Source organism: Mesorhizobium sp. 8 (assembly GCF_006351905.1).
Classification (GTDB): Bacteria; Pseudomonadota; Alphaproteobacteria; order Rhizobiales; family Rhizobiaceae; genus Mesorhizobium; species Mesorhizobium composti.
Window position 1 is genome coordinate 2,373,053 of sequence record NZ_CP040914.1, and the last position, 24,448, is coordinate 2,397,500.

The 24,448-nt window shown below is 64.2% G+C and carries 21 protein-coding genes, 1 tRNA gene, 2 rRNA genes and 2 pseudogenes (1 of these 26 only partly in view); 18 read left to right on the top strand and 8 right to left on the bottom strand.

Annotated elements, in window-relative coordinates:
* Nucleotides 1-19: 19 nt before the first annotated feature.
* A complete protein-coding gene (locus FGU64_RS11450; protein WP_139953401.1) occupies nucleotides 20-1,561 on the top strand; it encodes a class I adenylate-forming enzyme family protein in 1,542 nt (513 codons plus the stop codon).
* Nucleotides 1,558-2,559 (top strand): NAD(+) synthase, encoded by a 1,002-nt coding sequence (gene nadE / locus FGU64_RS11455; protein ID WP_139953402.1) that lies wholly within the window; start codon nucleotides 1,558-1,560, stop codon nucleotides 2,557-2,559. The genes FGU64_RS11450 and nadE overlap by 4 nt, the downstream gene beginning before the upstream one ends.
* 7 nt (nucleotides 2,560-2,566) lie before the next feature.
* On the opposite strand, the gene FGU64_RS11460 is transcribed toward nadE, so the two are convergent.
* Both FGU64_RS11460 and FGU64_RS11465 read right to left on the bottom strand, forming a co-directional pair.
* Nucleotides 2,567-3,679, bottom strand: a complete 1,113-nt coding sequence (locus FGU64_RS11460) for a hypothetical protein (RefSeq protein WP_139953403.1) — start codon at nucleotides 3,677-3,679, stop codon at nucleotides 2,567-2,569.
* A complete protein-coding gene (locus FGU64_RS11465) occupies nucleotides 3,676-4,347 on the bottom strand; it encodes a HemK/PrmC family methyltransferase (RefSeq protein ID WP_246671308.1) in 672 nt (223 codons plus the stop codon). The genes FGU64_RS11460 and FGU64_RS11465 overlap by 4 nt, the downstream gene beginning before the upstream one ends.
* Nucleotides 4,348-4,522: 175 nt before the next feature.
* Here FGU64_RS11465 and FGU64_RS11470 point away from each other — a divergent pair.
* The 9 genes and pseudogenes from FGU64_RS11470 to FGU64_RS11510 all read left to right on the top strand — a co-directional run.
* Nucleotides 4,523-4,785 (top strand): annotated as a pseudogene (locus FGU64_RS11470) (cupin domain-containing protein); the annotation flags it as partial.
* Nucleotides 4,782-5,411 carry an NAD(P)H-dependent oxidoreductase gene (locus FGU64_RS11475; RefSeq protein WP_139953405.1) on the top strand — a complete coding sequence of 210 codons (630 nt, stop codon included), beginning with the start codon at nucleotides 4,782-4,784 and terminating at the stop codon, nucleotides 5,409-5,411. The pseudogene FGU64_RS11470 and the gene FGU64_RS11475, both read left to right, overlap by 4 nt.
* A gap of 105 nt (nucleotides 5,412-5,516) precedes the next feature.
* The gene (locus FGU64_RS11480; RefSeq protein ID WP_139953406.1) at nucleotides 5,517-5,996 is read left to right on the top strand and encodes an Rrf2 family transcriptional regulator; all 480 of its coding nucleotides are present in this window, start codon (nucleotides 5,517-5,519) and stop codon (nucleotides 5,994-5,996) included.
* Between the two features lie 43 nt (nucleotides 5,997-6,039).
* Nucleotides 6,040-7,260: an MFS transporter gene (locus FGU64_RS11485; protein WP_139953407.1), complete on the top strand. Its 1,221-nt coding sequence runs from the start codon at nucleotides 6,040-6,042 to the stop codon at nucleotides 7,258-7,260.
* 237 nt (nucleotides 7,261-7,497) lie between these two features.
* On the top strand, nucleotides 7,498-8,334 hold the full coding sequence (locus FGU64_RS11490; protein ID WP_139953408.1) for a MurR/RpiR family transcriptional regulator: 837 nt from the start codon (nucleotides 7,498-7,500) through the stop codon (nucleotides 8,332-8,334).
* A 15-nt stretch (nucleotides 8,335-8,349) separates the two neighbouring features.
* A complete protein-coding gene (locus FGU64_RS11495; RefSeq protein WP_246671310.1) occupies nucleotides 8,350-9,483 on the top strand; it encodes an ABC transporter substrate-binding protein in 1,134 nt (377 codons plus the stop codon).
* Between the two features lie 112 nt (nucleotides 9,484-9,595).
* Nucleotides 9,596-11,281 carry an iron ABC transporter permease gene (locus FGU64_RS11500; RefSeq protein ID WP_139953409.1) on the top strand — a complete coding sequence of 562 codons (1,686 nt, stop codon included), beginning with the start codon at nucleotides 9,596-9,598 and terminating at the stop codon, nucleotides 11,279-11,281.
* Nucleotides 11,278-12,378, top strand: coding sequence for an ABC transporter ATP-binding protein (locus FGU64_RS11505; RefSeq protein ID WP_139953410.1), 1,101 nt, complete (start codon nucleotides 11,278-11,280; stop codon nucleotides 12,376-12,378). Before FGU64_RS11500 ends, FGU64_RS11505 begins: the two co-directional genes overlap by 4 nt.
* A complete protein-coding gene (locus FGU64_RS11510) occupies nucleotides 12,375-12,980 on the top strand; it encodes a histidine phosphatase family protein (RefSeq protein WP_139953411.1) in 606 nt (201 codons plus the stop codon). The genes FGU64_RS11505 and FGU64_RS11510 overlap by 4 nt, the downstream gene beginning before the upstream one ends.
* 498 nt (nucleotides 12,981-13,478) lie before the next feature.
* Here the strand turns inward: FGU64_RS11510 and FGU64_RS11515 are convergent, their stop codons facing one another.
* Nucleotides 13,479-14,123, bottom strand: a complete 645-nt coding sequence (locus FGU64_RS11515; protein ID WP_139953412.1) for an XRE family transcriptional regulator — start codon at nucleotides 14,121-14,123, stop codon at nucleotides 13,479-13,481.
* 120 nt (nucleotides 14,124-14,243) lie between these two features.
* On the opposite strand from FGU64_RS11515, the gene FGU64_RS11525 reads away from it, so the two are divergent.
* The 6 genes from FGU64_RS11525 to FGU64_RS11550 all read left to right on the top strand — a co-directional run bounded on the left by FGU64_RS11525 (nucleotide 14,244) and on the right by FGU64_RS11550 (nucleotide 19,102).
* Nucleotides 14,244-14,594 carry a RidA family protein gene (locus FGU64_RS11525; protein WP_139953413.1) on the top strand — a complete coding sequence of 117 codons (351 nt, stop codon included), beginning with the start codon at nucleotides 14,244-14,246 and terminating at the stop codon, nucleotides 14,592-14,594.
* Nucleotides 14,595-14,644: 50 nt separating this feature from the next.
* Nucleotides 14,645-15,688 carry an ABC transporter substrate-binding protein gene (locus FGU64_RS11530; RefSeq protein WP_180375684.1) on the top strand — a complete coding sequence of 348 codons (1,044 nt, stop codon included), beginning with the start codon at nucleotides 14,645-14,647 and terminating at the stop codon, nucleotides 15,686-15,688.
* A gap of 7 nt (nucleotides 15,689-15,695) precedes the next feature.
* Entirely contained in the window at nucleotides 15,696-16,472 is a 777-nt protein-coding gene (locus tag FGU64_RS11535) for an ABC transporter ATP-binding protein (protein WP_139953415.1), read from the top strand.
* Nucleotides 16,469-17,311, top strand: a complete 843-nt coding sequence (locus FGU64_RS11540; RefSeq protein WP_139953416.1) for an ABC transporter permease — start codon at nucleotides 16,469-16,471, stop codon at nucleotides 17,309-17,311. Before FGU64_RS11535 ends, FGU64_RS11540 begins: the two co-directional genes overlap by 4 nt.
* Before the next feature lie 100 nt (nucleotides 17,312-17,411).
* Complete coding sequence (locus FGU64_RS11545) at nucleotides 17,412-18,788, top strand: amidase family protein (RefSeq protein WP_180375685.1); 1,377 nt, start codon at nucleotides 17,412-17,414, stop codon at nucleotides 18,786-18,788.
* 11 nt (nucleotides 18,789-18,799) lie between these two features.
* Nucleotides 18,800-19,102, top strand: a complete 303-nt coding sequence (locus FGU64_RS11550) for an antibiotic biosynthesis monooxygenase (protein WP_139953418.1) — start codon at nucleotides 18,800-18,802, stop codon at nucleotides 19,100-19,102.
* 764 nt (nucleotides 19,103-19,866) lie between these two features.
* On the opposite strand, the gene FGU64_RS11565 is transcribed toward FGU64_RS11550, so the two are convergent.
* The gene (locus FGU64_RS11565) at nucleotides 19,867-20,478 is read right to left on the bottom strand and encodes a TetR/AcrR family transcriptional regulator (protein ID WP_139953421.1); all 612 of its coding nucleotides are present in this window, start codon (nucleotides 20,476-20,478) and stop codon (nucleotides 19,867-19,869) included.
* A gap of 116 nt (nucleotides 20,479-20,594) precedes the next feature.
* Here FGU64_RS11565 and FGU64_RS11570 point away from each other — a divergent pair, with 116 nt between their 5' ends.
* Entirely contained in the window at nucleotides 20,595-21,821 is a 1,227-nt protein-coding gene (locus FGU64_RS11570; protein ID WP_139955359.1) for an MFS transporter, read from the top strand.
* 305 nt (nucleotides 21,822-22,126) lie between these two features.
* Here the strand turns inward: FGU64_RS11570 and FGU64_RS11575 are convergent.
* From FGU64_RS11575 to FGU64_RS11590, 4 genes and pseudogenes are all read right to left on the bottom strand, one after another.
* A pseudogene (locus FGU64_RS11575) lies at nucleotides 22,127-22,621 on the bottom strand (IS3 family transposase).
* A gap of 315 nt (nucleotides 22,622-22,936) precedes the next feature.
* Nucleotides 22,937-23,013 (bottom strand) — tRNA-Met (locus tag FGU64_RS11580).
* 130 nt (nucleotides 23,014-23,143) lie between these two features.
* A 5S ribosomal RNA gene (gene rrf, locus FGU64_RS11585) occupies nucleotides 23,144-23,258 on the bottom strand.
* A gap of 71 nt (nucleotides 23,259-23,329) precedes the next feature.
* Nucleotides 23,330-24,448: ribosomal RNA gene (locus FGU64_RS11590) — 23S ribosomal RNA — on the bottom strand; it runs 1,679 nt beyond the window's last position.

A 24,448-nucleotide genomic window follows, 5' to 3' on the forward strand; every position in this document is an offset into this window, starting at 1 on the left:
GTTCGGGGAGGCCGCCCGCTTGCGCATCGAACGCTATCTTGGCCTGAGCGCCGCCGCCCGGCCGGACAAGACCGCGCTTGTCGCCGACCGCCGCCGGCTGGATTATCGCGAACTCGACGATCTCACGGACCGTCTGGCAGCGACACTCGCGACGAACGGCGTGAAGCGCGGCGACCGCGTCCTGGTCTTCATGGACAATTGCCGGGAGGCGGCGGTCTCGATCTTCGCCGTCCTCAAGGCCGGCGCCGTGTTCTGTCTCGTCAACCCGTCGACCAAGGCCGACAAGCTGGCCTATATCGTCGCCGACTGCGAGCCGGCCGCCGTGCTGACCCTTGCCCGGCTGATGCCGGTGGTTTCCGAGGCGCTGGCCGGCTGCGACGGCGTCTTCGTGGCATCCACGCATGGAGCGGACGACGCCGTGCCGGCCGGCGCCGTCTCCCTGACTGCGTGCCTCGCCGCCGAGGCCCGACCGCTGGCCCATGGTGGCACGGATTCCGACCTCGCCATGCTGGTCTACACGTCAGGCTCCACCGGCCGCCCCAAGGGCGTGATGATGAGCCACGGCAACTGCGATGCCGCCGCCGGTTCCATCACCACATACCTGCAGAACACGCCGGATGACATCATCCTCAACGTGTTGCCGCTCGCCTTCGACTACGGCCTCTACCAGTTGCTGATGGCGGTGAGGCTGGGCGCCACGCTGGTGCTGGAGAAATCCTTCGCCTTCCCGCAGGCGATCTTCGAGCGCATCCGCGAGGAGCGCGTCACCGGCCTGCCGCTGGTGCCGACGATGGCTGCGATGATCTTGCGCATGCGCGGCCTCGAACCCGGCTTCCTGCCGAGCCTGCGCTACATCACCAACACCGCCGCCGCCCTGCCGCCGGCCCATATCGAGCGGCTGCGGGACCTGTTTCCCGGCGTCAGGCTCTATTCCATGTACGGGCTGACGGAATGCAAGCGCTGCACATACCTGCCCCCGGATCAGCTCGACCGGCGGCCGGGGTCGGTCGGCATCGCCATCCCCGGCACCAAGGTCATGGTCCTCGACGACGCGGGCCGGCCGGTGCCGCCAGGCGTCGCAGGAGAGCTCGTGGTGCGCGGCCCGCATGTCATGCAGGGCTACTGGCGCGACGCCGAAGCGACCGCGCGCGTGCTGCGCCCGGGTCCAGATCCGGGCGAGAAGGTGCTCCATACGGGGGATCTGTTCACCCGCGACGCCGACGGCTACCTCTATTTCGTCGGGCGCCGGGACGACATCATCAAGACGCGCGGCGAGAAGGTGGCGCCGAAGGAGGTGGAGGCCGTGCTGCACCGGCACCCTGCAATCGCGGAAGCGGTGGTGGTGGGCGTGCCGGACCCCATCCTGGGGCAGGCCGTCTGCGCCGTCGTCGTGTCCGCCGATCCGGCGCTGGCCGAACGGGACGTCATTCGCCATTGCGCGCGCCATCTGGAGGATTTCATGGTGCCGAAGCTGGTCGAGTTCCGCCCGGCGCTGCCGAAGACCGATACCGGCAAGGTCAGCCGCCGCCTCGCCGCCGAAACAGTGCAGGCGGCGCCATGACCGCGATGCCCAGTCGAGACGCCGATCTGTCGGGTCGTCTCGCCATCGACTGCGCGGTCGAAACGGACCGCATCGCCGCCGCGTTGCGCGCGCAATTGCGCGGCATGCGCCGCCGCGGCCTCGTGCTCGGCCTGTCGGGCGGCATCGACTCCAGCGTCTCGGCCGCGCTCGCCGTGCGCGCCGTCGGCGCGGGCAACGTGCTCGGCCTTTTGATGCCGGAGGCCGATTCCGATCCGGACAGCTTGCGGCTCGGCCGGCTCGTCGCCGACACGCTGGGCATCGAAACCGTGGTGGAGGACATCGGTCCGGCGCTCGGCGCCATGGGCTGCTACGAGCGCCGCGACACCTTCATCCGCGAATGCGTGCCTGACTACGGGCCGGGCTGGGCCTCCAAGATCGTCATCGCCAACCGGCTCGAAGGCGAGGGCTACAACATCTCCTCGCTCGTCGTGCAGGACCCGCAGGGAAGGCAGACACGGCTCAGGATGCCGCCGGCGGTCTATCTCGGCATCGTCGCGGCCACCAGCATGAAGCAGCGCACGCGCAAGCAGTTCGAGTATTTCCACGCTGACCGCCTCAATTTCGCGGTGCTCGGCACGCCGAACCGGCTCGAATACGACCAGGGCTTCTTCGTCAAGAACGGCGACGGCGCGGCCGACGTCAAGCCGATCGCCCATCTCTACAAGACGCAGGTCTACACACTCGCCGCCCATCTCGGCATTCCGGCGGAGATCCGGCAGCGCCCGCCGACGACCGACACCTATTCGCTCGCCCAGACGCAGGAGGAGTTCTACTTCTCACTGCCCTATGACAGGATGGATCTGTGCCTGTGCGGCCTCAACGAAAGTTTCGCCGCCGAAACGGTTGCCGAAGCGGCCGGGCTGACCTGCGAGCAGGTGGAGCGCGTGTGGGCCGACATCGCCGCCAAGCGCAAGGCGACGCGCTACCTGCACATGCCGCCGCTGCTCGTTGCCGAAGTGGACGAAATCCGCGCCTGATCGCGGATCAATCGAAGCGGCCTCCGATCAGCCGGCTCCAGTTCTCGCCGGCGAGGCCGTTGAGAAAGGCTTGCTGCGTCTTCAAGGCATGCAGGATTCCGGCGTCGCGCGCGTGAACCACCGACGAGGCGACGGGAACGAAGGCGAGCTTTCGCGTCAGCATCGCCTCAAGCAGCGCCGGCTGCGTGCGGCCACGCAGGCCGCACAGGCCGCGCCGGGCGGCATCGTCCACAAGACTGTCCAGGACCGCGCCGGCCTGCCCCGGTCGCGCCAGCACCTGCAGCACCCTTCCGATTCTGCCGGCGCGCGCATGGTAGGCGAAGGCGCCGATCACAGCACCGTTCGGTGTCTCCACGCGGGAAAAGACAAGGGCGCCGAGATCGGGCCTTGCGGCGGCATCGGCAAGCATCCTTTCCAGCGGCATGTCGCGCCATGCCGGCCGCAGCGCGAACTGCGCCGACAGCGGCTCCAGAAGGGAAGCGAAACCGGCGCCGTCGATCTCCGAGGCGTGCGCCGCCTTCGCAGGTTCACTCTCCCGCGCCACCGCCCAGCGCCTGTCGCCCGGCTTCAGGGAGCGGCGCAGCAACCCGTCGAAGGCGGCTGCGGCCGGCTTCAGCAGACGCAGCGGGCCGGCGCGGCCGGCCGCCAGTTCGATGGCGAATCCGGCCGGGCGGATGACGCGCACCCAGTCGAGGCTGTATTGCGGCAGGACCACGCCGCGCAGCCGGGTCCACAAGCGCGTCGAGACCGCATTCGCCGTCTCGCTGAAGGACAGGTCCTGCGGGCCGTCGACGAACGCCTTCAGGAGCCGCGCACCGGCCATCGGGTCCCTGTCGCGCCCGTCCGCCATCAGCGAGCCGCAGACCGCCGCCCGCAGCGGCCGTCCGTCGAGGATCATCAGCAGCGCGTGCACGCCAACGAAGCCGGAAATGCGCCCGGTATCGTCGACGTGGACCAGCGATGCGATGCCGTCGCCGCGTTCCGGCGTCTCCAGGTAGAAGTCGCGTATATAGGCGGTCAGCGCCGCCGGCGCCGGCGCGCGGAGCTTGCGCAGCATCCGCTGGAACAAGCTGGCCACGGCCTCGGCGTCGGCCGCCTCGAAGGGTCTGACCAGGCTCACGCGCCTGCCCCGCTTTCCGCACACAGCCTGGCGATCATGACGCGCGGCTTGCCGTCGATGGTGGCGAAGGACGGCTCCTCGTAGGCCTTAGTGCGCGCGACCAGCGCCGCCACCTGCCGCTCCTGGCCCTCGCCGAACTCGCACAGCAGCCAACCGCCCGGCCTGACAAAGCCGACCGCCTCGCGTACGAGGCGTTGCAGGATGGAAATGCCGTAGGGACCGCCGTCGAAGGCTTCGCGCGGCTCCTGCGCCAGCAGGTGCGCGCTCTTGCCGTCGAGCCGTGCGGAGGAGATGTAGGGCGGGTTGCAGACCACCATGTCGACCGTGCCGGCAAGCGCGTCGCCGGCGAAGGCGTCGAACAGGTCGCCCTGCCGCACCGCGACCCTGCCGGCCAGCGAAAGCCGTTCCGCATTGTCCCGCGCCAGCGCCACGGTTTCGTCGGTCAGGTCGGCGGCCCACAGCCGCGCGTTCGGGCAATGATGCGCGATGGCCAGCGCTAGGTTGCCGGAACCGCAGCACATGTCGACGACGACCGGTTCGCCCGCCATCGTGCCGAGGATCTCGATGGCGCTGGTGCCGAGCAGCTCGGTCTCCCCGCGCGGCACCAGCACGCCGGGCGCCAGCGCCAGCTCCACGCCAAGGAACCGGCACGACGACGCGCCGGACATCTTCACTTTTTCGCTGGGCCAACTTGCCTGGTGTTGCGGCACCGCCGACGCTCCGAAACGAAACCTGTCCGCGTTCTCCCTATCAGGCCCGGGTAAACGAAGACTGATGCGCTGCGGCGGAGGCATTCCGCGCCGCTGCTCCCGACGCATAGGGTCAACAGCCGAAAGCCGCCGTGAGGCTTTCCATGTGGTGAAGGGCCGGCTCCGCATCGAATATGAAGATGGCGCCGTTCAGCTCGATGCGGGCGATTTTCACGTCGTCCCGAAGGGCACGATGCACAATCCGGTGGCGGAGGGAGAATGCTGGATCGTGTTGATCGAGCCTGTCAGAACAGGCATACGGGCGACAAGGTGGTGGCCGGGATGCGCAGCATCAAGGAACAGCTAGGTGAGGCGCAGGCCGCTTGCGCGGATGCTGTTGGTGAGGTGCCCAGATGAAATTGTTCTCGATTGTCGCGCATCCGAGGGACAACAGCTTCTGCCACGCCATTTCCGCCCGGGTGCGGACAACGATGATAGAGGCCGGCCACGATGTCGTGCACCATGATCTTTACGCAGAATCGTTCGCTCCGTGCCTGACGGCGGAAGAGGCCTACACTACCGGCGACACGCTCGAGGTCGCGCTGTCGCGGGTTGCCGATCCCGTCGTGCGGCAACATCGCGAACAGGTCGCGCAGGCAGACGGCCTGCTCGTCGTCCATCCCAATTGGTGGGGAAAGCCACCGGCGATCTTGGCGGGATGGCTCGACCGGGTGCTCGTACCGGGTGTCGCCTACAGGCTGGCGGCCGCCGACGGGTTGCCGGAGGGCCTGCTGAGAATGGAAAAAGCGCTGATCCTCAACACGTCGGACACGCCTGAAGAAAGGGAAAAGGAAGTGCTGGGCGATCCCCTCGAACTGATCTGGGGGCGCTGCGTCCTGCCGTTCTGCGGCGTGCAGGATTACGCACGTCATGTTTTCCGCACAGTCACCGACAGCAGCGAGAGCGAACGCCATGGCTGGCTGGCGCAGGCGGAGACTATGGCGAAGAGCATGTTCGCGCGGGCTCAGATAGGGTCGGCATGACCGTTCCGACCGCAGTGCCGCTGGCACATGGCAACTCCATGCTGTCACATTGCAGGAAGCCCATAACCTGGATATAAAATAGCCAGATTATGGAGTGCGAGCGTCATGAAGATGAGCGAGGGCGTCGAGTGGGGGCTTCATTGCTGCCTTGCCCTTGCCTGGCTGGGGGACGACACGGCCGTCCCGACGGCAACGCTGGCTGCCGCTTTCGATGTCCCGCCGCACTATCTCAACAAGTTCCTGCAGGCTCTGGTCCGGGCCGACATCCTGGCTTCGAGCGCCGGCGTCAAAGGTGGGTTCCGCCTGGCGAAGCGGCCCGAGAAGATCACGCTGCTCGATGTCGTCACGGCGATCGAGGGTCCTGAAGCCTCCTTCCGCTGCACTGAGATCCGAAGGCGCGGCGCCGGCGTTACCGCGCGTCCCTCGGAATTTGCCATGCCCTGCGGGATCGCCATTGCCATGGGGCGTGCCGACGCCGCGTGGCGGCGCGAGCTCGCCGCGCAGACGGTAGCGGACCTGGTGAAGGCCGCCCCACCGGCAGGTGCCGAACGCATGCGCTGCTGGTACGCCCCCCGCGCCCGATAAGAGACATCAAAAGCTTTCGCGATTGCACAGGAGTTTAATCTAGATGAATAATATCCAAGTTAATGCGACCACGTCGAACGCGTCGAGCGGGCAAGCGGCTACGTTCGGATTGAGATCGACCCTGGTCCTGGCGCTGGGCACATTCGCGGTTGGCACAGACGCCTTCATCGTATCGGCCTTCCTGCCGGCGATGGCAGACGGGCTGTCTGTCACGCCGGCGCTCGCCGGCTACTCGGTCACAGCCTTCGCGCTTGCCTACGCGCTGCTGGCTCCGGTCATCGCTGCCGTCACCTCCGCAGTTGCGCGCCGAAGGCTGCTCGTGGCGGCGCTGGTCATCCTTGGCCTTGCAAACATTGCATCGGCTCTGTCGCCAACACTTGGGATTCTCATCCTGACCCGGATCGTGGCCGCGGCAGCAGCTGCCGCCTATACACCCAATGCCGGCGCCGTGGCCGCCGCCATCGTGCGTCCTGAATTGCGGGCCCGCGCCCTCGCCATCGTCATCGGAGGCCTTACCGCGGCGACGGCTCTCGGCGTGCCGCTCGGCCGTATCGCCAGCACGACCATGAGCTGGCGTGCATCGCTCATCCTTGTCGGAATCGTGTCTCTCGCAGCGGCTTTCGGTGTTCTCGCTGTAATGCCGCGGCTACCCGGCAATGCGCCGGTGACGTTGTACCAGCGGCTCGCGATCCTCACGCGCCCGGGCGTCATGGTTGTGCTGCCGCTGACCGTGCTCGGCATGGCGGCATGTTACACGCCCTATGCCTTCACCATCCAGGTTCTCGATTCCCTTCTCGTTCCCGCAACGTCGGTTACGGCGATGCTGCTTGCCTACGGAGCGGGCGCGGTCGTCGGCAATTATGCCTCGGGCTGGGCCACCGACAGGATCGGGCCGAATGCCGTACTGACGTCGGCCTATGCCCTGATGGTCGTCGCCATGGGCGGCCTGGCATGGGTCGCCAGCGCACCCTCGCCAGCCATGATCGGCGTGGTCGCATTGCTGATGGCGTGCTGGGGCACAAGCAGCTGGGCGCAAACGCCACCGCAACAGCACAGGCTGATCGCCGGCGCTCCGCAGGAAGCGCCGCTCGTCGTCGCCTTGAATTCATCGGGCATCTATTTCGGCATCTCTATCGGGACGGCGATCGGCAGCCACGCGTTGAGCGATGGGGCGCAGGCCACCTTGTGGTACGGCAGCACGATCGCGATCGTCGCCCTGGTCTATGTGATGTTGACGGCCATGCGTCACAATTCCCGCGGATAGCCGTGCTCAAGTTGGACCCGCCTCTCGGAGGATAGAACCATCCCTCCCCTCATGGATCGCGGTGACGATCGCGCCGCCGGGACGGTATTTGATCGCCTTACGGGCCCAGGCGCCACGAATGCCTTTCATAACATCGATTGCAATAAACCTTGCAGACTTTTCACTTTCGACAAAAAAACTTGACTGAATTCAAATTGCAAGAAAATATGCGTCTGCAAGATAGTTTGCAGGACGCCGATGACCATTCTGGAACGGATAAAATCGAACTCGGCAAAGCTGACGGATTCCGATCAGAAGCTGCTTTCCGCCCTGCTCGAGAACCGCATGGAGGCTGCCTACCTGTCGGGGTCGCAGATCGCCGAGCGGGCGCAGGTGCATGAGGCGTCGGCGACGCGGCTGGCGCAGAAGCTCGGCTACAAGGGTTATCCTGAATTGCGGGCCCAGCTCCAGCGGGAGGTGCTGGAGGGGCAGGACGCCGCCAACCGCATGCGCCGTTCGGTTGCGAAAGTGGAACACGGCGATTTCCTGGCGGACCTCGTCGCCGCGGAAGTGACGGCACTGGAGAGCCTGTCACGCTGCATTTCCCAAAGCGAGATCGACGAGGCGGCCGATCGCATCTTCCAGGCCAGGCGAATCTTCATCTTCGGCCAGGGGCACGCCCAGTCGGTGGCGAGCTTCCTGCAGCGGCGGCTCGACCGCTTCGGCATGACCACGATCGCCCTGACCGGGCGCGGGCGCGACATCGCCGAGCGCGTGGTCGGAATGGAGCGCGGCGATCTGGTGCTTGCACTGGCCTTCCGCAAGCAGCCGAAAAGCTACCCGCCGTTGCTCAGGCACGCGGCGAGCGCCGGCGCCGGCAGCATTCTCATTTCCGATCTCGCCGGCCCGATGATGGAGCCGAGGGCAGACCTGTTGCTGGCGGCGCCGCGCGGCCGGTCGGGCAGCGAATTCCAGACCCCGACGATCCCCTTCGCCATCGTCAACGCGATCCTGATGACGATAGCCGGACGGCATGAGGAGCCGATCATCGGCAGGCTGGAAAAACTGTCGGACCTTTTTGCCGACTTCGAATAAACGGGAGGAAGAACTGTGAAAACAAAAGTAGGAACATGGCTTCGGGCATCCGTGCTCGCCGCCGCGATCGCATTGCCGGGCGCGGCCTTGGCGCAGGACCTCGACGCGCTGTCGGCGAAGGAATTGCTGCCGCTGGCGATGAAGGAGGGCAGTGTCACGGTCTTCTCGCTGTCGAGCCGCATCGCCCGCATCGAGAAGGCGTTCGAGGCCGCCTATCCCGGCATCGACCTGATCGGCCTCGACATGAGCTCGGTCAAGCAGATCGCTCGCGTCGAGGCGGAACAGCAGGCCGGCGTCCACGCCGTCGACGTGCTCTACATCGCTGACACGCCGGTGGTCTACAAGAAGCTGCTGGATGCCAAGCGTATCACGAACTACGTGCCGCCGCGCGTCGCCGGAGAGCTGGACGATCGCTACAAGGCACCGCTGCTCGTCCATCGGCTTTCCACCAAGGTGCTGATGTACAACGAGGCCGCCTATCCGAACGGTTCGCCCATCACCAATCTGTGGCAGCTCACCACACCGGACTGGAAGGGCAAGGTCCTCATGGTCGATCCCGCCCTTCGCGGCGAGTTGCTCGACCTGCTGACCGAGATCGCGCTGCATCCTGACGAGATGGCAGCCGCCTACAAGGCCCAGTTCGGCAAGGACATCGAGGTCGATTCCGATCTTCAGGGCGCCGGCGAGCAATTCGTGCGCGCACTGTTCCAGAACGATCTGATCCTGGTCGCCAACAGCGACGTGGTGAACAAGGCCGTCGGCGACAAGACGGTCAAGGATCCGCCGGTCGGCTTCGCCACCTATTCGGATCGTCGCGACAACGAGAAGGAAGGCTGGGCGCTGCAGGTCGCCAACAATGTGCAGCCGGCGAACGGCATCCTGTTTCCCACGGTGCTGACCATCGCCGACAAGGCGCCGCATCCGGCGGCGGCGCGCCTGCTGATCGACTTCATGTTCGGCGACGATTCGCCGACCGGCGGTCCCGGCTTCGAACCCTTCAACGTCCCGGGCGACTACGCGACACGCAAGACGATTTCGGACGATCCGGATTCGGTGCCGCTCGAAAAGCTGAACGCCTGGAGCATCGATCCCGCCAAGGTTGCGGCGACCCGCGGCCGCATCGCCGATCTCATCATCACCCTGCAGTAGTCCGCGCACGAGGCCGGCCCGCCCTCGGCGCGCCGGCCCGGCCCGAGGTTCCATCATGACATTGTCCACGTCGTTCCCATCGGGCGGCAGGTTCGTCCGGTCGCGCCATGCCATGCCCACGATCCTCCTTGCCGTCGTCGCGCTCCTGGTCGTCGCGCCGCTGCTGAGGATTCTCTGGGCGACGCTGACGCCCGAAGGGCTGGATGCGTGGGTGGCGGTGCTCGCCAGCCCGCTTTCGCAAAACCTGTGGTGGCGGCCGCTGATCGACACCCTGCTGCTCGGCCTCGGCGTCTGCCTCGGCTGCCTCCTGCTCGGCGGCTTTCTGGCCTGGCTGGTGGTGTTGACGGATCTGCCGGGGCGCAACCTCATCGGCATGCTATCCTCGCTGCCCTTCATGATCCCGAGTTTCGCCGGCGCGCTGGCCTGGGGCACGCTGTTCCGCAACGACCGGCTTGGTGGCGCGCCCGGCTATTTCCAGGCGCAGGGCATCTCCATCCCGGACTGGCTCGCCTGGGGTCTGGTGCCGACGCTGATCGTGCTCGTGGCCCACTATTTCTCTCTGGCCTACACCATCATCGCCGCTGCGCTGAGTTCGGTCGGGGCCGACCTGGTCGAGGCCGGGCAGATGGCCGGGGCGCGGCGGTCGCGCATCCTGTTCGGCATCGTCCTGCCGGTGGTGACGCCGGCGCTGGTGGCCGGCGCCTCGCTGACCTTCGCAGGTGCCGTCTCCAATTTCGCCGCACCTGCCCTGCTTGGCCTGCCGGTGCGCATGCACACGCTGTCCACCCGCCTTTTCGGCATGATCGACACCGGCCAGACGGAGCGCGGCTTCGTGCTGGCGCTGCTCCTGATCGGCGTTTCCGCCACGCTTCTGTTCTTCAGCGACCGGCTGGTGTCCGGCCGCAAGGCCTTCACCACCGTCACCGGCAAGGGCGGGCGCACCAAGCGCTTTCCGCTCGGCATCTGGCGCTGGCCGCTGTTCACGCTGGCCGCCGCCATCGGCGTCATGACCTCGATCGTGCCGGTGCTGGTGCTCGCCGCCTCCAGCCTCGCGCCGCAAAGCGGTGCGCTGTTTTCCAACTGGACGCTGTATTTCTGGATTGGCGAGGGCGGCGGGGAGATCGCCCAGGGCCAGGCCGGCCTGTTCCGCAATCCGGTGCTGATCGACGCGCTGTGGACGACACTCCGTCTGGGCGTGGTCGTGGCGATGACGACGATGGTTCTGGGGCTGGCGCTTGCCTACACCATCGTGCGCAACAAGGGCACGCTGCTCGCCAACGCCTTGAGCCAGCTCGCCTTCCTGCCGCTGCTGGTTCCCAGCATCGCCTTCGCCGCCGCCTATATCGCGCTGTTCGGTGCGCCTATCGGGCCGCTGCCGTCGCTTTACGGCACGTTCGCGCTGCTGGTGCTGGCGGCGACCGCCCACAACCTGCCCTATGCGGTACAGGCAGGGCGTTCCGTGCTCGGCCAGATCTCCACCGACATCGAGGAAAGCGCGCGGCTCACCGGCGCCGGCTTCCTCAGGCGCATGGCGGTCATCATCGTCCCGCTTGCCATTCGCGGGCTTTTGGCGGGCGCCATACTGGTCTTCGTCAAGATGGTGCGGGATCTCTCGCTGGTGGTGCTTCTGTTCACCGCCACCTCGCCGGTGCTCTCAATGGTCGCCTACCGATACGCCTCGGAAGGCTTCATGCAGTTCGCCAACGCGATCACGCTGCTCATCCTCGCCATCTGCCTGGTGGCGTCGTTTCTCGCGCATGTCCTCCAGCACCGTGTCCAGAAGTGGAAGCAATCATGACAACCCAGGCCGCCGCGGCGCCGGACGCCATCCAGATCAGGCAACTCGTCAAGCGGTTCGGTGATTTCACCGCCGTCCGCAACGTCGATATTTCCGTGCCGGCGGGTTCGTTCCTAGTTCTGGTCGGGCCGTCGGGTTGCGGCAAGTCAACGCTGTTGCGCATGCTGGCAGGACTGGAGGCGCCAACCTCCGGTTCCATCGCCTTCGGCGGCCGTACGATCTCCAGCGGTGAAGGCGGCGTCATCGCCGATGCCGGCGCGCGCGATGCCGGGCTGGTGTTCCAGAGCTATGCACTGTGGCCGCACATGACCGTCGCCGGCAACATCGCCTGGCCGCTGAAGGTGGCCAGATGGCCGAAGGAAAAGCGCGAACAGCGCATCGACGAAGTGCTGGCCTTCCTCGGCATCGGCGCGCTGCGCGAGCGCTATCCGGCCGAGATTTCCGGCGGCCAGCAGCAGCGCGTCGCCATTGCACGCACGATCGCGCCGAAGCCCAGCATCCTCCTGTTCGACGAACCGCTGTCGAATCTCGATGCCAAGCTGCGCATCGAGATGCGCAGCGAACTCATGCGCATCCACCGCGCCACCGGCGCCACCTCCGTCTATGTCACCCACGACCAGGTCGAGGCGATGACCATGGCAACCCATGTGGCGGTGCTGAACAACGGGCGTGTCGAGCAGTTCGGCAGTCCGATCGATCTCCTGCGCCATCCGCGCACCACCTTTGTCGCTTCCTTCCTCGGTACGCCGCCGGCCAACCTTCTACCGGTGAAGCGCAACGCCGACATGCTCACCTTCCGCGACGTGCCGCTGGCGCCGGCCGGCATCGCCGGAGCACAAACCGAAGTGCAGCTTCTCTATCGCGCGCAGGACATTGCGGTCGGCGCCCTGAACGGCAAGCCGAAGCTGGTCGCGAAATTCGCCGAGGCGGCGCCCATCGCCGGCCAGACCATGGTCACCGCCATGGTCGGCGACCTGCGCATCACAGCCATGGCCGACGGCTATTTCACGGCATCGCCCGGCGAGCCCGTGGACCTCTCCTTCATCCGGACGCCCGATGCCGTCTTCACCGCCGCGGGCGAAAGGATCGATCAATGAGACTGATATTGTTGCGCCACGGCGAAACCAGGTGGAACGCCGAGCAGCGCCTGCAGGGTCAGGACAATTCCGAGCTGTCCGAACGCGGCGTCCGCCAGGCGCGCCAGTTCACGCCCTATGCCAGGGCACTGCTTCCCGCGCAGGTCGTCTCCTCGGACCTCGGCCGCACCCGCCAGACCGTTGAGCTCATCGGCTACCCGGATGCGCCGTCGGACCCGCGGCTGCGGGAACTCGACATGGGCGAATGGACCGGAAGGACCAAACACGATCTGATCTGCAAGCAGCCAGAGGACTATGCGGCCTGGCGCGCGGGGACCTTCACGCCGGCAAGGGGCGAAACGTGGCGGTCGTTCCGCGCGCGCGTGGCAGACGGCATCCGCGACTGGCTGCGCAGGACCGAGGGCGACCTGCTCGCCGTGGTGCACGGCGGCGTGGTGCGCGCCGCCTGCGACGAATTCCTCGGCCTGCCTCCGTCGCGCGTGGTTCCGGTCACGCCGGGCACGGCGACGATCCTCAGCTTCGCGTCTCCCGATGCGCCGGACGCGTTGCTCGAGGGATACAATATCGGATCTGTGGTACCGGATCTGGCCGTCGCGGACTGACACATCCGTTCCAAGCGCTTGATTGGCCGTTCGAGAGGTCGCGGCAAGGAACCGTCCCCTTGCCGATGTCCAGCGACAGGCAGTGCCTTCTGGCACCAGATAAGCGAACCCCACCCAAAGCAAACGATTTCGTCCAGACAATTGCCCCGACGCATTGGAGTTTCGGCCAGCTTTGCAGCCTTGTCGGTTCACCGGCCACTACATGCGCCAGCTTCCCGCGCCGCTGGCGAACTTGCGAAGTCCAATCGAGTGAAGGAGATTTCTCAGGAAACCAAGAACCGCATGATGCCACCCGACTTACCTTGGCCAGAAATGACTGCGACCGGGGAACCCGACAGGGGACAACAACATGCGGGGAAAAGGCGTAATCCGGGCCGAAATCATTGTAGGCCATCGGGACGTCAGGCCGCGCTCGGCTCGCCTGACGAGAAACAGAATGATTCAATCTGAGTGCATCCTGCTCTAGCCAGGGAAGGCAAATTGTCGCCTTCCTCCGCCTCAACCCGGTTCATCGGAACTGATGATCCACAACACCCGCGATTCCTGCTTGGACAGGTTGCGGAAGCGGTGTGGCACGCGACTGTCGAACTGGAAGCTGTCGCCTTCCTCCAGCCGGTAGGTCTGATCCCCTATGGTGAGATCGAAACGGCCGGCAAGCACAAGGCCGGCCTTCTCGCCGTTGCGGCTCCACGGCTCCGGACCGGATCCGCCTCCGGGCTCGATGGACAGCATCAGCACTTCCAGATCGGAATGGCCGGGAGGGGAGAGGAGTTCCTTGAGCAGGCCTATCTTGTCGAATTGAAGCTTTCGTCGGTGGTGGGCACGCACCACGCGACCGGCTTCTTCGGGAGGCGGAGAGTCGCGTTCGAACAATCTCGCCAGCGGCACCTCGAGCGCCAGGCGGAGGCGTTCCAGCGTCTTCAGCGACGGCGAGGTCTGGCCGCGCTCGATATGGCTAAGCATCCCCACCGATATCTGGCTTTTGAGCGACAGCGCGGCCAGCGTCAGCTTCTTCTCGGTGCGAAGCTCACGGATGCGCTGGCCAAGATTGTCGAGTTCAGGCGACTCTCCGTCGGTGACGGGCTGATCGGCCTCGCTACGCGCCGGTGAGCCTGAAGGATTTTTATCGTGGTTGAACTGCATTGGGAAAAAACTCAGATATCGTGACCGTTGACTTCAATAGCATGATAAATTATTATCATTTTCATTGCGGAATTTCAATCTCATTCTTGAGTATGATTCCGGATTATAAGGGGGAGCGATATGACGATCGAGCGATACGAGTCCGGCAAGCGCCTCAGCCAGGTCCTGGTGAACGCGGGCACGGTCTTCGTCAGCGGCCAGATTCCCGCCGACCTGACCCAGGACATAAGCGGCCAGACCCGGCAAGTGCTGGCGCAGGTGGATCGCCTGCTTGCATTGGCTGGCACTGACAAATCACGGATTCTGTTCGCCAACATCTGGTTGCGCCACGGCAGCGACTTCGATGCCATGAACGCCGTTTGGGAAGCGTGGGTGACGCCGGGCCATGCACCCTCGCGCGCCACTATCGGCTCGCCGCTTGTGGGTCCGGACTCCTTGCTGATCGAAATCGCACTGCAGGCCACCGCCTAGGCTCGATCAATCCCGGACGTCATCCATAAATACAATTGATGGAGGAACGCATGACGAAGTCCGCTTTTTTCAAGGTCGTGGTTGCCGTTTGTCTGGCAGCCGTGTTCGCAATGCCCGTTCAAGCCGCCGACAAAGTGAAAGTCGCCATCACGACCTTCGGCTGGTCCTATGTCCCGATCCTCACAGCCGCCCAGCTCGGCCTCTATGAGAAGGAGGGTCTCGATGTCGAGATCATCAACACCGGCGGCGGCGCCAAGGCAGCGGCGGCGCTGGCCGGTGGCAGCGTCGACATATTCGGCACCGATGCGGGTTTCATCCTGAAGGCACGCGAGCGTGGCGCCGACATGAAGCTTTTCGGTGCCAGCATGACCGAGTACGCTACCAATCTGGTCATTTCGAAGGCATGGGCCGAGAAGGCCGGCGTCAGCGACAAGAGTTCCTACGAGCAAAAGCTGCAGGCGCTGAAGGGCGTGACCATTGGCGTGCTGTCGCGCGGCAGCGGCCATGAGCAGTTGGTCCGGTTCCTCGCCAGGGAAGCGAAGATCGATGCCGACAAGGAAATGACCATCACGGCGATGGGGACGTCCGACGCGACGCTGGCAGCTTTCATGCAGGGCCGCATCGACGCCTTCGTGCATTCGGCGCCGATCGGCGAGCGGGCAGTCAAGGACTATGATGGGTTCATGCTGTTCAACATGAGCAAAGGCGAGGTCAAGCCGTTGAAAGGCTTCCTCTACACCGCCTATGTCTCGCGCGAGGAGTGGTTGAAGTCAAACCCCGACGTGGCGGTTCGCTTCCTGCGCGCCCAGCAGAGAGCGTTGAATGTGCTGCACGATCCCGAGCAGACGATCAAGGCGCGCGACGCAGTGCACGCGGCCTATTTCAGCAAGCTCGATCCGGCGCTCTGGACCTATGTCTGGGACAACAGCATCGGAGCCTTCCCCGCGACCGTGGAGGTGAATGCGGGTCAGATGAAGCAGGCGGCCGATCTGGTGAATGCCTTCCAGCCTGAACCGCTTCCATCGGCCGTGGTCGACGCAAGCTGGACCGACGATTTTGCGAAGCAGGCCGCCGGCCTGCGCGAGATGCAGTAGCACAGCGATGACCGCGCTTATTGAATTCGAGCAGGTGGCGAAGAGTTTCGCCACCGGCGGGCAGATGATCGCCGCGATAGAACGGGTGGATCTGACCGTAAAGCGGGGCGAGTTCGTCACTTTGGTGGGGCCGTCCGGCTGCGGCAAGTCGACTCTGCTCAACATGGCGGCCGGCCTGTTTGAGCCGACGCGAGGCGTCGTGCGCTACGATGGCCAGCGCGTGCCGCGCTTCAATCAGCGGACCGGCTACATGACGCAGAACGACCACCTGCTCCCTTGGCGCACCGTCGAGGACAATATCGCGATACCGCTCGAAATCGCCGGGTGGCCGCGCAAGCAGATGGGGGAGCGCATAGGGGAACTGATCCGAATGGTGGGTCTTGGCGGTTTCGAGAAGTCTTATCCTGTGCAGCTTTCGGGCGGAATGCGCAAGCGCTGCGCCCTGGCGCGGTTGCTCGCCTACGATCCGGAAACCCTGCTCCTCGACGAACCGTTCGCAGCGCTGGATGCGCAACTGCGGCTGCGGATGCAGATGGAGTTGCTGGAAATCTGTCATCGCCTGCACAAGACGGTGCTGTTTGTGACCCACGACCTGGATGAGGCCGCCGCCCTTGCGGATCGCGTCGTGGTCTTCAGCGGGCGCCCCGGCACGATCGTAAGCGACGTCGACTCGACCCTTCCGCGCGATCGCGACGTGATGAACCTGAGGCGCGACCCTGCCTATATCGAATTCACGGCCGGGCTATGGGACCTGCTCGCCCCGGCGGTGGAGCAGGCACAATGACCGCTGACAACGAAACAATTCGCGAAGAACTGACCGCAACCGACGCGCAGGCGTCGGCGCGTCGGCGCGTCTGGCGCATCCGGGCCGCGCGTGCCGTGATACTGGCGGCGATTCTGATCGGCTGGGAGCTTGCCTCCGGCAGGCTGGTATCGGTCTTCTTCGCCAGCAAACCCTCGCTCATCGCCAAGGCGCTATGGGTCTGGATCGCCGATGGGAGCCTGTTCTACCATATGGGCATCACCGCGTTTGAGGCGTTCCTCGGGTTTGTCGTCGGCGGGTTCCTGGGCATGTGCGTCGGCACCGCGCTGGGGCGCTCCCGGCTACTGTCGGATCTGCTCGATCCGTTCATCATGGCATTCTACAGTCTGCCGAAGGTCGCGCTGGCGCCGCTTTTCATTCTTTGGCTGGGTATCGGCCTGGAGATGAAGGTAGCGCTGACCGCGGCCATCGTCTTCTTCCTCGTCTTCCTCAATACCTATACCGGCGTACGCAACGTCAGCAAGGAACTGGAATCGATCCTGCGGCTGATGGGTGCCAACGAGCGGGCGGTACTGACGAAAGTGGTGCTGCCTTCGGCCATGACCTGGGTGTTCGCGGGGCTGCGAATCTCGGTTCCTTACGCGTTGATCGGCGCCATCGTCGGCGAACTGATGGCTTCCAACCAGGGACTTGGCTCCCTTCTGGTGCTGTCGCAGGGGCAACTCGATACGGCCGGCGTGTTCGCCTCGCTGGTCGCCATCATGCTGCTCGCCTTCCTGCTGAACCAGGCGGTCAAATATGCCGAGGCACGGTTGACGCCCTGGAAGGTGGCCGAAGGTCAGCGCGAACTGTCGATCTGAGATGCCAGGAGAACGGGCCATCGAAGAAACGTTGCGGCGAGGCTCCATCCGGGAGTTGCAGGGCCTGTTGGCGCACCGGCGACTTTCGGCGCGAGAGCTGGTGCAATGGACGCTCGGGCGCATCGCCAACGTCAGCCAGACGCAAGGCGGCATCAATGCCGTGCGCGAGGTCTCGGGGCAGGCACTCGACGAGGCGGCGCTGATCGACAGCCGTCTCGCGCGTGGCGAACCGCTCGGGGCGCTGGTCGGCGTGCCCGTCCTGCTGAAGGACAACATTCTGGTGGGTGATGGCCAGCGCACCAGCGCCGGTGCCGCCGCTCTGGCTGATTTCCGTGGCCGGCGCGACGCGACCATCGTGACGCGATTACGAGCGGCCGGCGCTATCATTGTCGGCAAGTGCAACATGACCGAGTTCGCGGACTACGTTTCAGACACGATGCCGGCCGGCTTCAGCGGCATCGGCGGCATGGTGGTCAATCCGCATACCGGAGAGCCCTACGGACGCGGGCAGGGCTCGAGCGTCGGTTCCGCCGCAGCCGTTGCTGCCGACCTGGTGCCGCTCGCGATCGGCACGGAGACGCAAAATTCGCTCCAGGCGCCCGCCTGCCATTCGTCTGTGGTGGCCGTCAAGCCGTCCGTTGGCCTGGTCAGCCGGGCCGGCGTGGTGCCGCTGGTGCCGAGCCAGGACAGTCCCGGGCCGATCGTCCGCAACGTTGCTGACGCGACCCTCGCGCTGCAATCCCTGGCAGGCCCCGATTGCCGCGACACCGCGACCCTGGCCATGCCTCGCGGCGTTGCCAGCGGCGAGATTGCTCTGTCGGCATTGAGGATCGGAGTGCCGAGGCGAGCGATCTCCGATCGCCCGGAAGTGGCCGAGGTCCTTGCTCAATTCGAGGTAGTTCTTTCGCTGCTGGCCCGAGGCGGCGCGCAAATTGTCGACCCTTGCGAAATTCCCAGCGCGGCAACCATCATGGACCTGCGCTCTTGCGTGTTTCGAACCGAATTCAAAGCGTCGCTCGACGCCTTCCTCGACGACCACGACGAACCCTGCGGCATCGGATCGCTCGCGGCACTGATCGCCTGGAACGATCGCCACCCCGATTGCGTGCCGTTCGGTCAGTCGCTGCTCGTCGCCGCCGCCACGACGGATGGGCTCGGTTCGGCCGAGTATCGCCAGGACCGGGCACAGGACATCGCGCTGAGCGGTCCTGAGGGCATCGACGCGGCGCTGAGCGAGCACCGCGCCGACATCCTGCTGGTGCCGATGGCTTGCGCGGCGAAGATTACCGGCAAGGCCGGGGCGCCGGTAGTGGCGCTGCCGGCAGGCGCGGACGCCAATGGGCGCCCGTTCGGCATCACCGCGATCGCCTCGCACGGCAACGACGCCAGGCTGCTCCAGGCCGCCGCGGCCATCGAGGGCGCCCTTGAACGCGGCCTCGGGCCGCGGATGCTACCCCAATTCCCTAACCCAACGTAAAGGATCATTTCATGTCCATCGGTATCTATATCGAGTTCGAGGCGCTGCCGGGTCGTTTTGACGGCCTGGTGCAGCGGCTGCGCAAGGAGTCGGAGCATTGCATGGAACATGACGTGGGTTGCCTGCGCATGGAAGTTGCGGTGCCTCAGGAATCCGACGGGCGCGTCATGCTGATCGAGTTGTGGCAGGACCAGGACGCCATTGAGCTTCATCAGAACCAGCCCGGCCACTCTCACGAATGGCAGAAGGATTTCATTGCCAAGAAGCGTGTCATCGTCTGCGACGTCGTCGCGTCGCCTCAGGCAACCCGCTAGTCCAATCCTTTGATCTCCATGGAGATTGGGGCTCGTTTTCCTGCAAGGTTCTGGAAATCGAGCCGAGCCGAACCCTGGCCTCTAGCTGGGCCGCCAGCGGCCTTGAAAGCGTGGGTTTCAGGGCGAATGCGATGGGCCGACCACGATCGTCGCTCAGCGCGTGGATGTTGGTCGTGCGCCCGCCGCGCGAGGTGCCAATGGCGTGATGACAAGCCCCCTTTTGCGCCGGCAGCAGAGCGATGAGCCTTGATGTGGGTGGAATCCACCGAATCGGTGAAGACGCCGCTCGCCCCGATCAGGGCGCGGAAGATCCGTTCCCAAACGCCCTGCCGGCTCTTTCGGTTCCAGCGATTGGAGATCTTGGGTAGGCCCGTAGACCACCGGGCAATCCTTCCAGCGGCCGCCCGAGCGCAGCATGTGCATGATGCCTGAGATCACTCGCCGATCGTCCACCGCCGCGCACCACGCCGGCCGCTAGGAAGATACGGCTGGATCGCCTCCCACTCCGCATCCGACAACCAATAAACTTCCCCCTTCCTTGCCATCCGAAAAACCTCCGGATCACAAGGAATCAGACACTTAATCCCACAGCACGCTCAATTGAGTTTCGAACCTAGATCAAAGGGGACGGATAGCCCGCTGCGTCGCCATTGGCGGCGAAAATCAGTACAGTCAGGCCAATTGCTTGCCGACAATTCCGCTTCCTCGTGCGCCTCACGTCGGCCGCTTCAATTGCAGCCATGCGCGCATCAGTTCGCGCGATTTCACTTCGTTCGAGTTGGCTGAAGATCTCCTTCTCTCAACCGGTTGAGGAACTGCCGGAAACTCGAAACCGCACGCAACGAGGTAGCCTGCGGGTCGGCGGACGCGGCAATCCAGGTCGCGGCGTGGCTGGCCGCTCCATTGATCAGCCGCGCGGCGGCCTCGGTGTCGAGTTCGATGAGCAGCCCATCAGCCTTGAGATCGTCCAGGCTTTTCTTGAGCGTCGTGACGCAGTTGTCGGTGCTCGCCCACTGTGAGACGTCGCCGAGAACCGCCGGCCCGTCGCGGAACATGATGCGCTGGATCTCGGGCTCCAGCGCCATTTCTATATAGGCCGTCCACTCATCAACCAGCCCTTGCCATCGCGTCGGCGCACGCCGCGATATCTGACTGAGCCGTTCGGCCATCTCGGTATCGATCTGTTCGACGACCGCCCGCAGCAGCCCCTGCTTGTCGCCGAAATGATGGTAGAGCGCGCCGCGCGTCAGACCAACCGCGGCCGTAAAGTCATCCATGGACGCGTCGGTATAGCCGACCGTGCCGAACGCCTTTCGCGCAGCCTGCAGAAGCCTGGACCGCGTCTCCGCCATCTTTTCCTTGCGCGTGCCGGCCATGACAATTCTCCTACATACGTATCGTATCTCAATTGACATACGCATCGTATGTCACTATCTCACTCACATACGCCGCGTATATATTGGATTCAGGTTCCAAATCAAGGACAGTTCCCATGGCAAACCCCTATGCAGAAATCTTCAAGGCGCGCGGCGCCAAAGGCTTTTCAAGTGCCGCGTTCGTTGCGCGGCTGCCCGTTGCGATGGCGCCGATTGGCATTGTCGCCATGCTCTCCCAAACGCATGGCGAATACTGGCTCGCAGGCGCCGTTTCGGCTACTTTCGCTCTCGCCAATGCGCTCGTCTCACCGCAAATCTCCCGGCTGGTGGACAGATACGGCCAGGCTCGCATCGCCATGCCGGCGGCTATCGTTTCAGCCGTCGCCTTTGTTCTTCTGATTGCCGCAGCCAACCAGAGATGGCCGGCATGGGTCCTGTTCGCCGCGGCCCTGGCCGCCGCGACGATGCCGAGCATCTCGGCCATGGTGCGGGCGCGCTGGAGCGAAGTGTTCCGCGACCGCCCCGAACTGAACACCGCGTTTGCATTCGAGTCGGCCGCCGACGAGTTGATATATATCGCAGGCGCGTCTCTGTCGGTCGGCCTGGCCGTCTCCTTCTTTCCTGAAGCGGGCATGCTGGCAAGCACTGCCCTGCTTGCCGTCGGGATGATGGCCTTCCTGCTGCAGCGGGCGAGCGAGCCCGCCGTCCGGCCGATCCATTCCGGCCAGCACAGGGGCTCTGCCGTCAGGCTTCCCGCCGTCAGGCTGGTCACGTTGGCGCTGGTGTTTGTCGGCGCCACTTTCGCCACGGCGGAAGTCGCCTCGGTGGCCATCACCGAACAGCTTGGACAGCCTGGCGCGGCCAGCCTGGTGATCGGCGTCTATGCCGTCGGCTCCTTTGCGGTTGGCCTCATTCTGGGTGCGCTCAACCCGAAAATGCCGCTGCACCGCCAGATGCTCATCGCCGTCAGCGTGCTGGCTCTTACCGCGTTGCCGCTTCTGTTCGCCGGCACGTCGGTCCCGCTTCTTGCGGCAGCCGTGTTCCTGAGCGGCGTGGCAATCTCGCCGACCTTCATCACCGCCTTCGGGGTGATCGAGCGCAAGGTCCCCGAATCCATGCTGACCGAAGGCGTGACTTGGGTCATGACCGGCATCGGAATCGGCATGGCTCTGGGCGCGTTCATCTCCGGCTGGGTCGTCGACAATTACGGCCCGCAGAATGGCTTCTGGGTGTCGGTCGCAGCCAGCGCCGCCGCCGTGCTTACCGTGGGTGTTGGCCAAGGCAGTTTGTCCGACAGCAAACTTCACACAACCGGCAGGACAGAACTCCAGCCGGCGGAATAGTTCGACCACCCCAGGCGTGGCATGGCCCCTCTGCGCATGCCATGCCACCGTTGGATTAGCGGAAAACGGCAGATATCCGAGACGCAACGGAGAGTGAAAAAGCTCCTCCCCCTTGCAGGCAAAATCGGCCAGTGCCGAAATTCTGCAATATCCAGCGCAGCATAAAGATCACCCGGTTCAGCCTCGCTGCTTAAATGATCTGAACCCCGACAGCTGACTGTTATGAGTTGGAGTTTCCACGGCAAGATCCCCTGGCTGGAAGAGGCGGTCTGGCCTGCTGCCGGTCTTTCGGACATCAGCTTAAGCTAAATAGCTTTCTCCTCGAACTCGACGGGGCTCATATAGCCCAGTGTCGAGTGCCGTCGCCGGGGATTGTAGAGGCGCTCGATGTAATCGAACACGTCGGCCCTGGCGTCATCGCTCGTCCTGTAGACCAAGCGGGCTGTCCGTTCAGTTTTCAGTGACGAGCAGGTGATGCCGTGATCGGCCATCAGGCGCTGGAACTGCTCGCTCGTACATTGGCTGCCCTGGTCGCTGTGGTGCAACGGGCTGTCCGGTTTGCCTCGGCGCTATCGCCGTGATGAGGCCGTCGGTGACGAGCTGCTCGATATCGAGTTGCTCCGGCTTCATCTGGCCGTGGCCGGGAAAGGCGTGCTGCGGATCGGCCGACAGGCCGCGCACCCATTCGCGCAGCACATTCTCGTGGACATCAAGGTCGCGGCCGCCTGCGCAACCGCAACGCCTCGATCCTTCACCAGCCTCACCACCTCAAGCTTGAACTCTGCGATGAAGGAACGCAGCGATAAGCTCGATGCGCGGAAAAGAAGTTGATGCGCTTCCTCCAGGATGCCGAAGAGCCGCCTCCTCTCCTCCATCCGTACATGGCGCACCGCTACCACGCCGGGTCGACGAGCTTTACGTCGCACTTCAGGAAGATTCGGAGGAAACGCGCATGACGGCGGCCAAGCTGGTCCGTTCCCGCTTCAAGGAAATCATCCTCACGCCCGAAGAAACCGGGATGCAGATCGACGTGGGCGTCGATCTAGCCGGAATCCCGAGCATTTCCCTTAACAGCAAAAGGCCCGCCGGAGGGGCGGGCCAATTGCGAATTGAGGTGGTTGCGGGAGTAGGATTTGAACCTACGACCTTCAGGTTATGAGCCTGACGAGCTACCGGGCTGCTCCATCCCGCGTCAACCAGTATAAGATAAGCTTGCACTTACCCAATTTCCAGTCCGCCAAATGAAAAGGCCGCTTGCGCGGCCCGTCATTCCCGTTTGGCGGGCCAATCGTAAGGAGAAGATTTCAACGTGCGTTTTGTAGACCTGGCAGCGACCTACTCTCCCGCGTCTTGAGACGAAGTACCATCAGCGCTGGGGCGTTTCACGGCCGTGTTCGGAATGGGAACGGGTGCAGCCACCCCGCCATAACCACCAGGTCGGCAAAGCGCACGTTTTCGAGAAGCTGTTTTCTGTGCCGTCATCTTTCAGATGGGCATAAAGAATGAGAACGATCAAGCCGATCGAACTATTAGTACCGGTAAGCTTCAAGCGTTGCCGCTCTTCCACACCCGGCCTATCAACGTGGTCGTCTTCCACGGTTCTCAGGGAATACTCGTTTCAAGGTGGGTTTCCCGCTTAGATGCCTTCAGCGGTTATCCCGTCCGGATATAGCTACCCTGCAATGCGGCTGGCGCCACAACAGGTCCACCAGAGATCCGTCCATCCCGGTCCTCTCGTACTAGGGACAGATCCTTTCAATATTCCTACACCCACGGCAGATAGGGACCGAACTGTCTCACGACGTTCTGAACCCAACTCACGTACCGCTTTAAATGGCGAACAGCCATACCCTTGGGACCTGCTCCAGCCCCAGGATGCGATGAGTCGACATCGAGGTGCCAAACAACCCCGTCGATATGGACTCTTGGGGGTCATCAGCCTGTTATCCCCGGCGTACCTTTTATCCGTTGAGCGATGGCCCTTCCACGCGGGACCACCGGATCACTATGACCGACTTTCGTCTCTGCTCGACTTGTCAGTCTCGCAGTCAGGCAGGCTTATGCCATTGCACTCAGCGAACGATTTCCGACCGTTCTGAGCCCACCATCGCGCGCCTCCGTTACTCTTTAGGAGGCGACCGCCCCAGTCAAACTACCCACCATACATTGTCCCGGACCCGGATAACGGGCCGCGGTTAGACATCCATAGTAATAAGGGTGGTATTTCAAGGGTGGCTCCACCAAGGCTGGCGCCCTGGCTTCAAAGCCTACCACCTATCCTACACATGCCACTACGAATGCCAATGTAAAGCTATAGTAAAGGTGCACGGGGTCTTTCCGTCTAACCGCAGGAACCCCGCATCTTCACGGGGAATTCAATTTCACTGAGCAGATGCTGGAGACAGCGGGGAAGTCGTTACGCCATTCGTGCAGGTCGGAACTTACCCGACAAGGAATTTCGCTACCTTAGGACCGTTATAGTTACGGCCGCCGTTTACTGGGGCTTCGATTCAGAGCTTGCACCCCTCCTCTTAACCTTCCAGCACCGGGCAGGCGTCAGACCCTATACGTCGCCTTGCGGCTTCGCAGAGCCCTGTGTTTTTGATAAACAGTCGCTACCCCCTGGT

Excerpts from the sequence above, each read along its gene's own strand:
- FGU64_RS11480 (WP_139953406.1), top strand. The coding sequence starts at position 5,517 with ATGAAGATGAGCGAGGGCGTCGAGTGGGGGCTTCATTGCTGCCTTGCC.
- FGU64_RS11465 (WP_246671308.1), bottom strand. The coding sequence starts at position 4,347 with ATGTCCGGCGCGTCGTCGTGCCGGTTCCTTGGCGTGGAGCTGGCGCTG.
- nadE (WP_139953402.1), top strand. The coding sequence starts at position 1,558 with ATGACCGCGATGCCCAGTCGAGACGCCGATCTGTCGGGTCGTCTCGCC.
- FGU64_RS11540 (WP_139953416.1), top strand. The coding sequence starts at position 16,469 with ATGACCGCTGACAACGAAACAATTCGCGAAGAACTGACCGCAACCGAC.
- FGU64_RS11550 (WP_139953418.1), top strand. The coding sequence starts at position 18,800 with ATGTCCATCGGTATCTATATCGAGTTCGAGGCGCTGCCGGGTCGTTTT.
- FGU64_RS11525 (WP_139953413.1), top strand. The coding sequence starts at position 14,244 with ATGACGATCGAGCGATACGAGTCCGGCAAGCGCCTCAGCCAGGTCCTG.
- FGU64_RS11510 (WP_139953411.1), top strand. The coding sequence starts at position 12,375 with ATGAGACTGATATTGTTGCGCCACGGCGAAACCAGGTGGAACGCCGAG.
- FGU64_RS11565 (WP_139953421.1), bottom strand. The coding sequence starts at position 20,478 with ATGGCCGGCACGCGCAAGGAAAAGATGGCGGAGACGCGGTCCAGGCTT.
- FGU64_RS11530 (WP_180375684.1), top strand. The coding sequence starts at position 14,645 with ATGACGAAGTCCGCTTTTTTCAAGGTCGTGGTTGCCGTTTGTCTGGCA.
- FGU64_RS11515 (WP_139953412.1), bottom strand. The coding sequence starts at position 14,123 with ATGCAGTTCAACCACGATAAAAATCCTTCAGGCTCACCGGCGCGTAGC.
- FGU64_RS11485 (WP_139953407.1), top strand. The coding sequence starts at position 6,040 with ATGAATAATATCCAAGTTAATGCGACCACGTCGAACGCGTCGAGCGGG.
- FGU64_RS11490 (WP_139953408.1), top strand. The coding sequence starts at position 7,498 with ATGACCATTCTGGAACGGATAAAATCGAACTCGGCAAAGCTGACGGAT.
- FGU64_RS11505 (WP_139953410.1), top strand. The coding sequence starts at position 11,278 with ATGACAACCCAGGCCGCCGCGGCGCCGGACGCCATCCAGATCAGGCAA.
- FGU64_RS11475 (WP_139953405.1), top strand. The coding sequence starts at position 4,782 with ATGAAATTGTTCTCGATTGTCGCGCATCCGAGGGACAACAGCTTCTGC.
- FGU64_RS11500 (WP_139953409.1), top strand. The coding sequence starts at position 9,596 with ATGCCCACGATCCTCCTTGCCGTCGTCGCGCTCCTGGTCGTCGCGCCG.
- FGU64_RS11570 (WP_139955359.1), top strand. The coding sequence starts at position 20,595 with ATGGCAAACCCCTATGCAGAAATCTTCAAGGCGCGCGGCGCCAAAGGC.
- FGU64_RS11535 (WP_139953415.1), top strand. The coding sequence starts at position 15,696 with ATGACCGCGCTTATTGAATTCGAGCAGGTGGCGAAGAGTTTCGCCACC.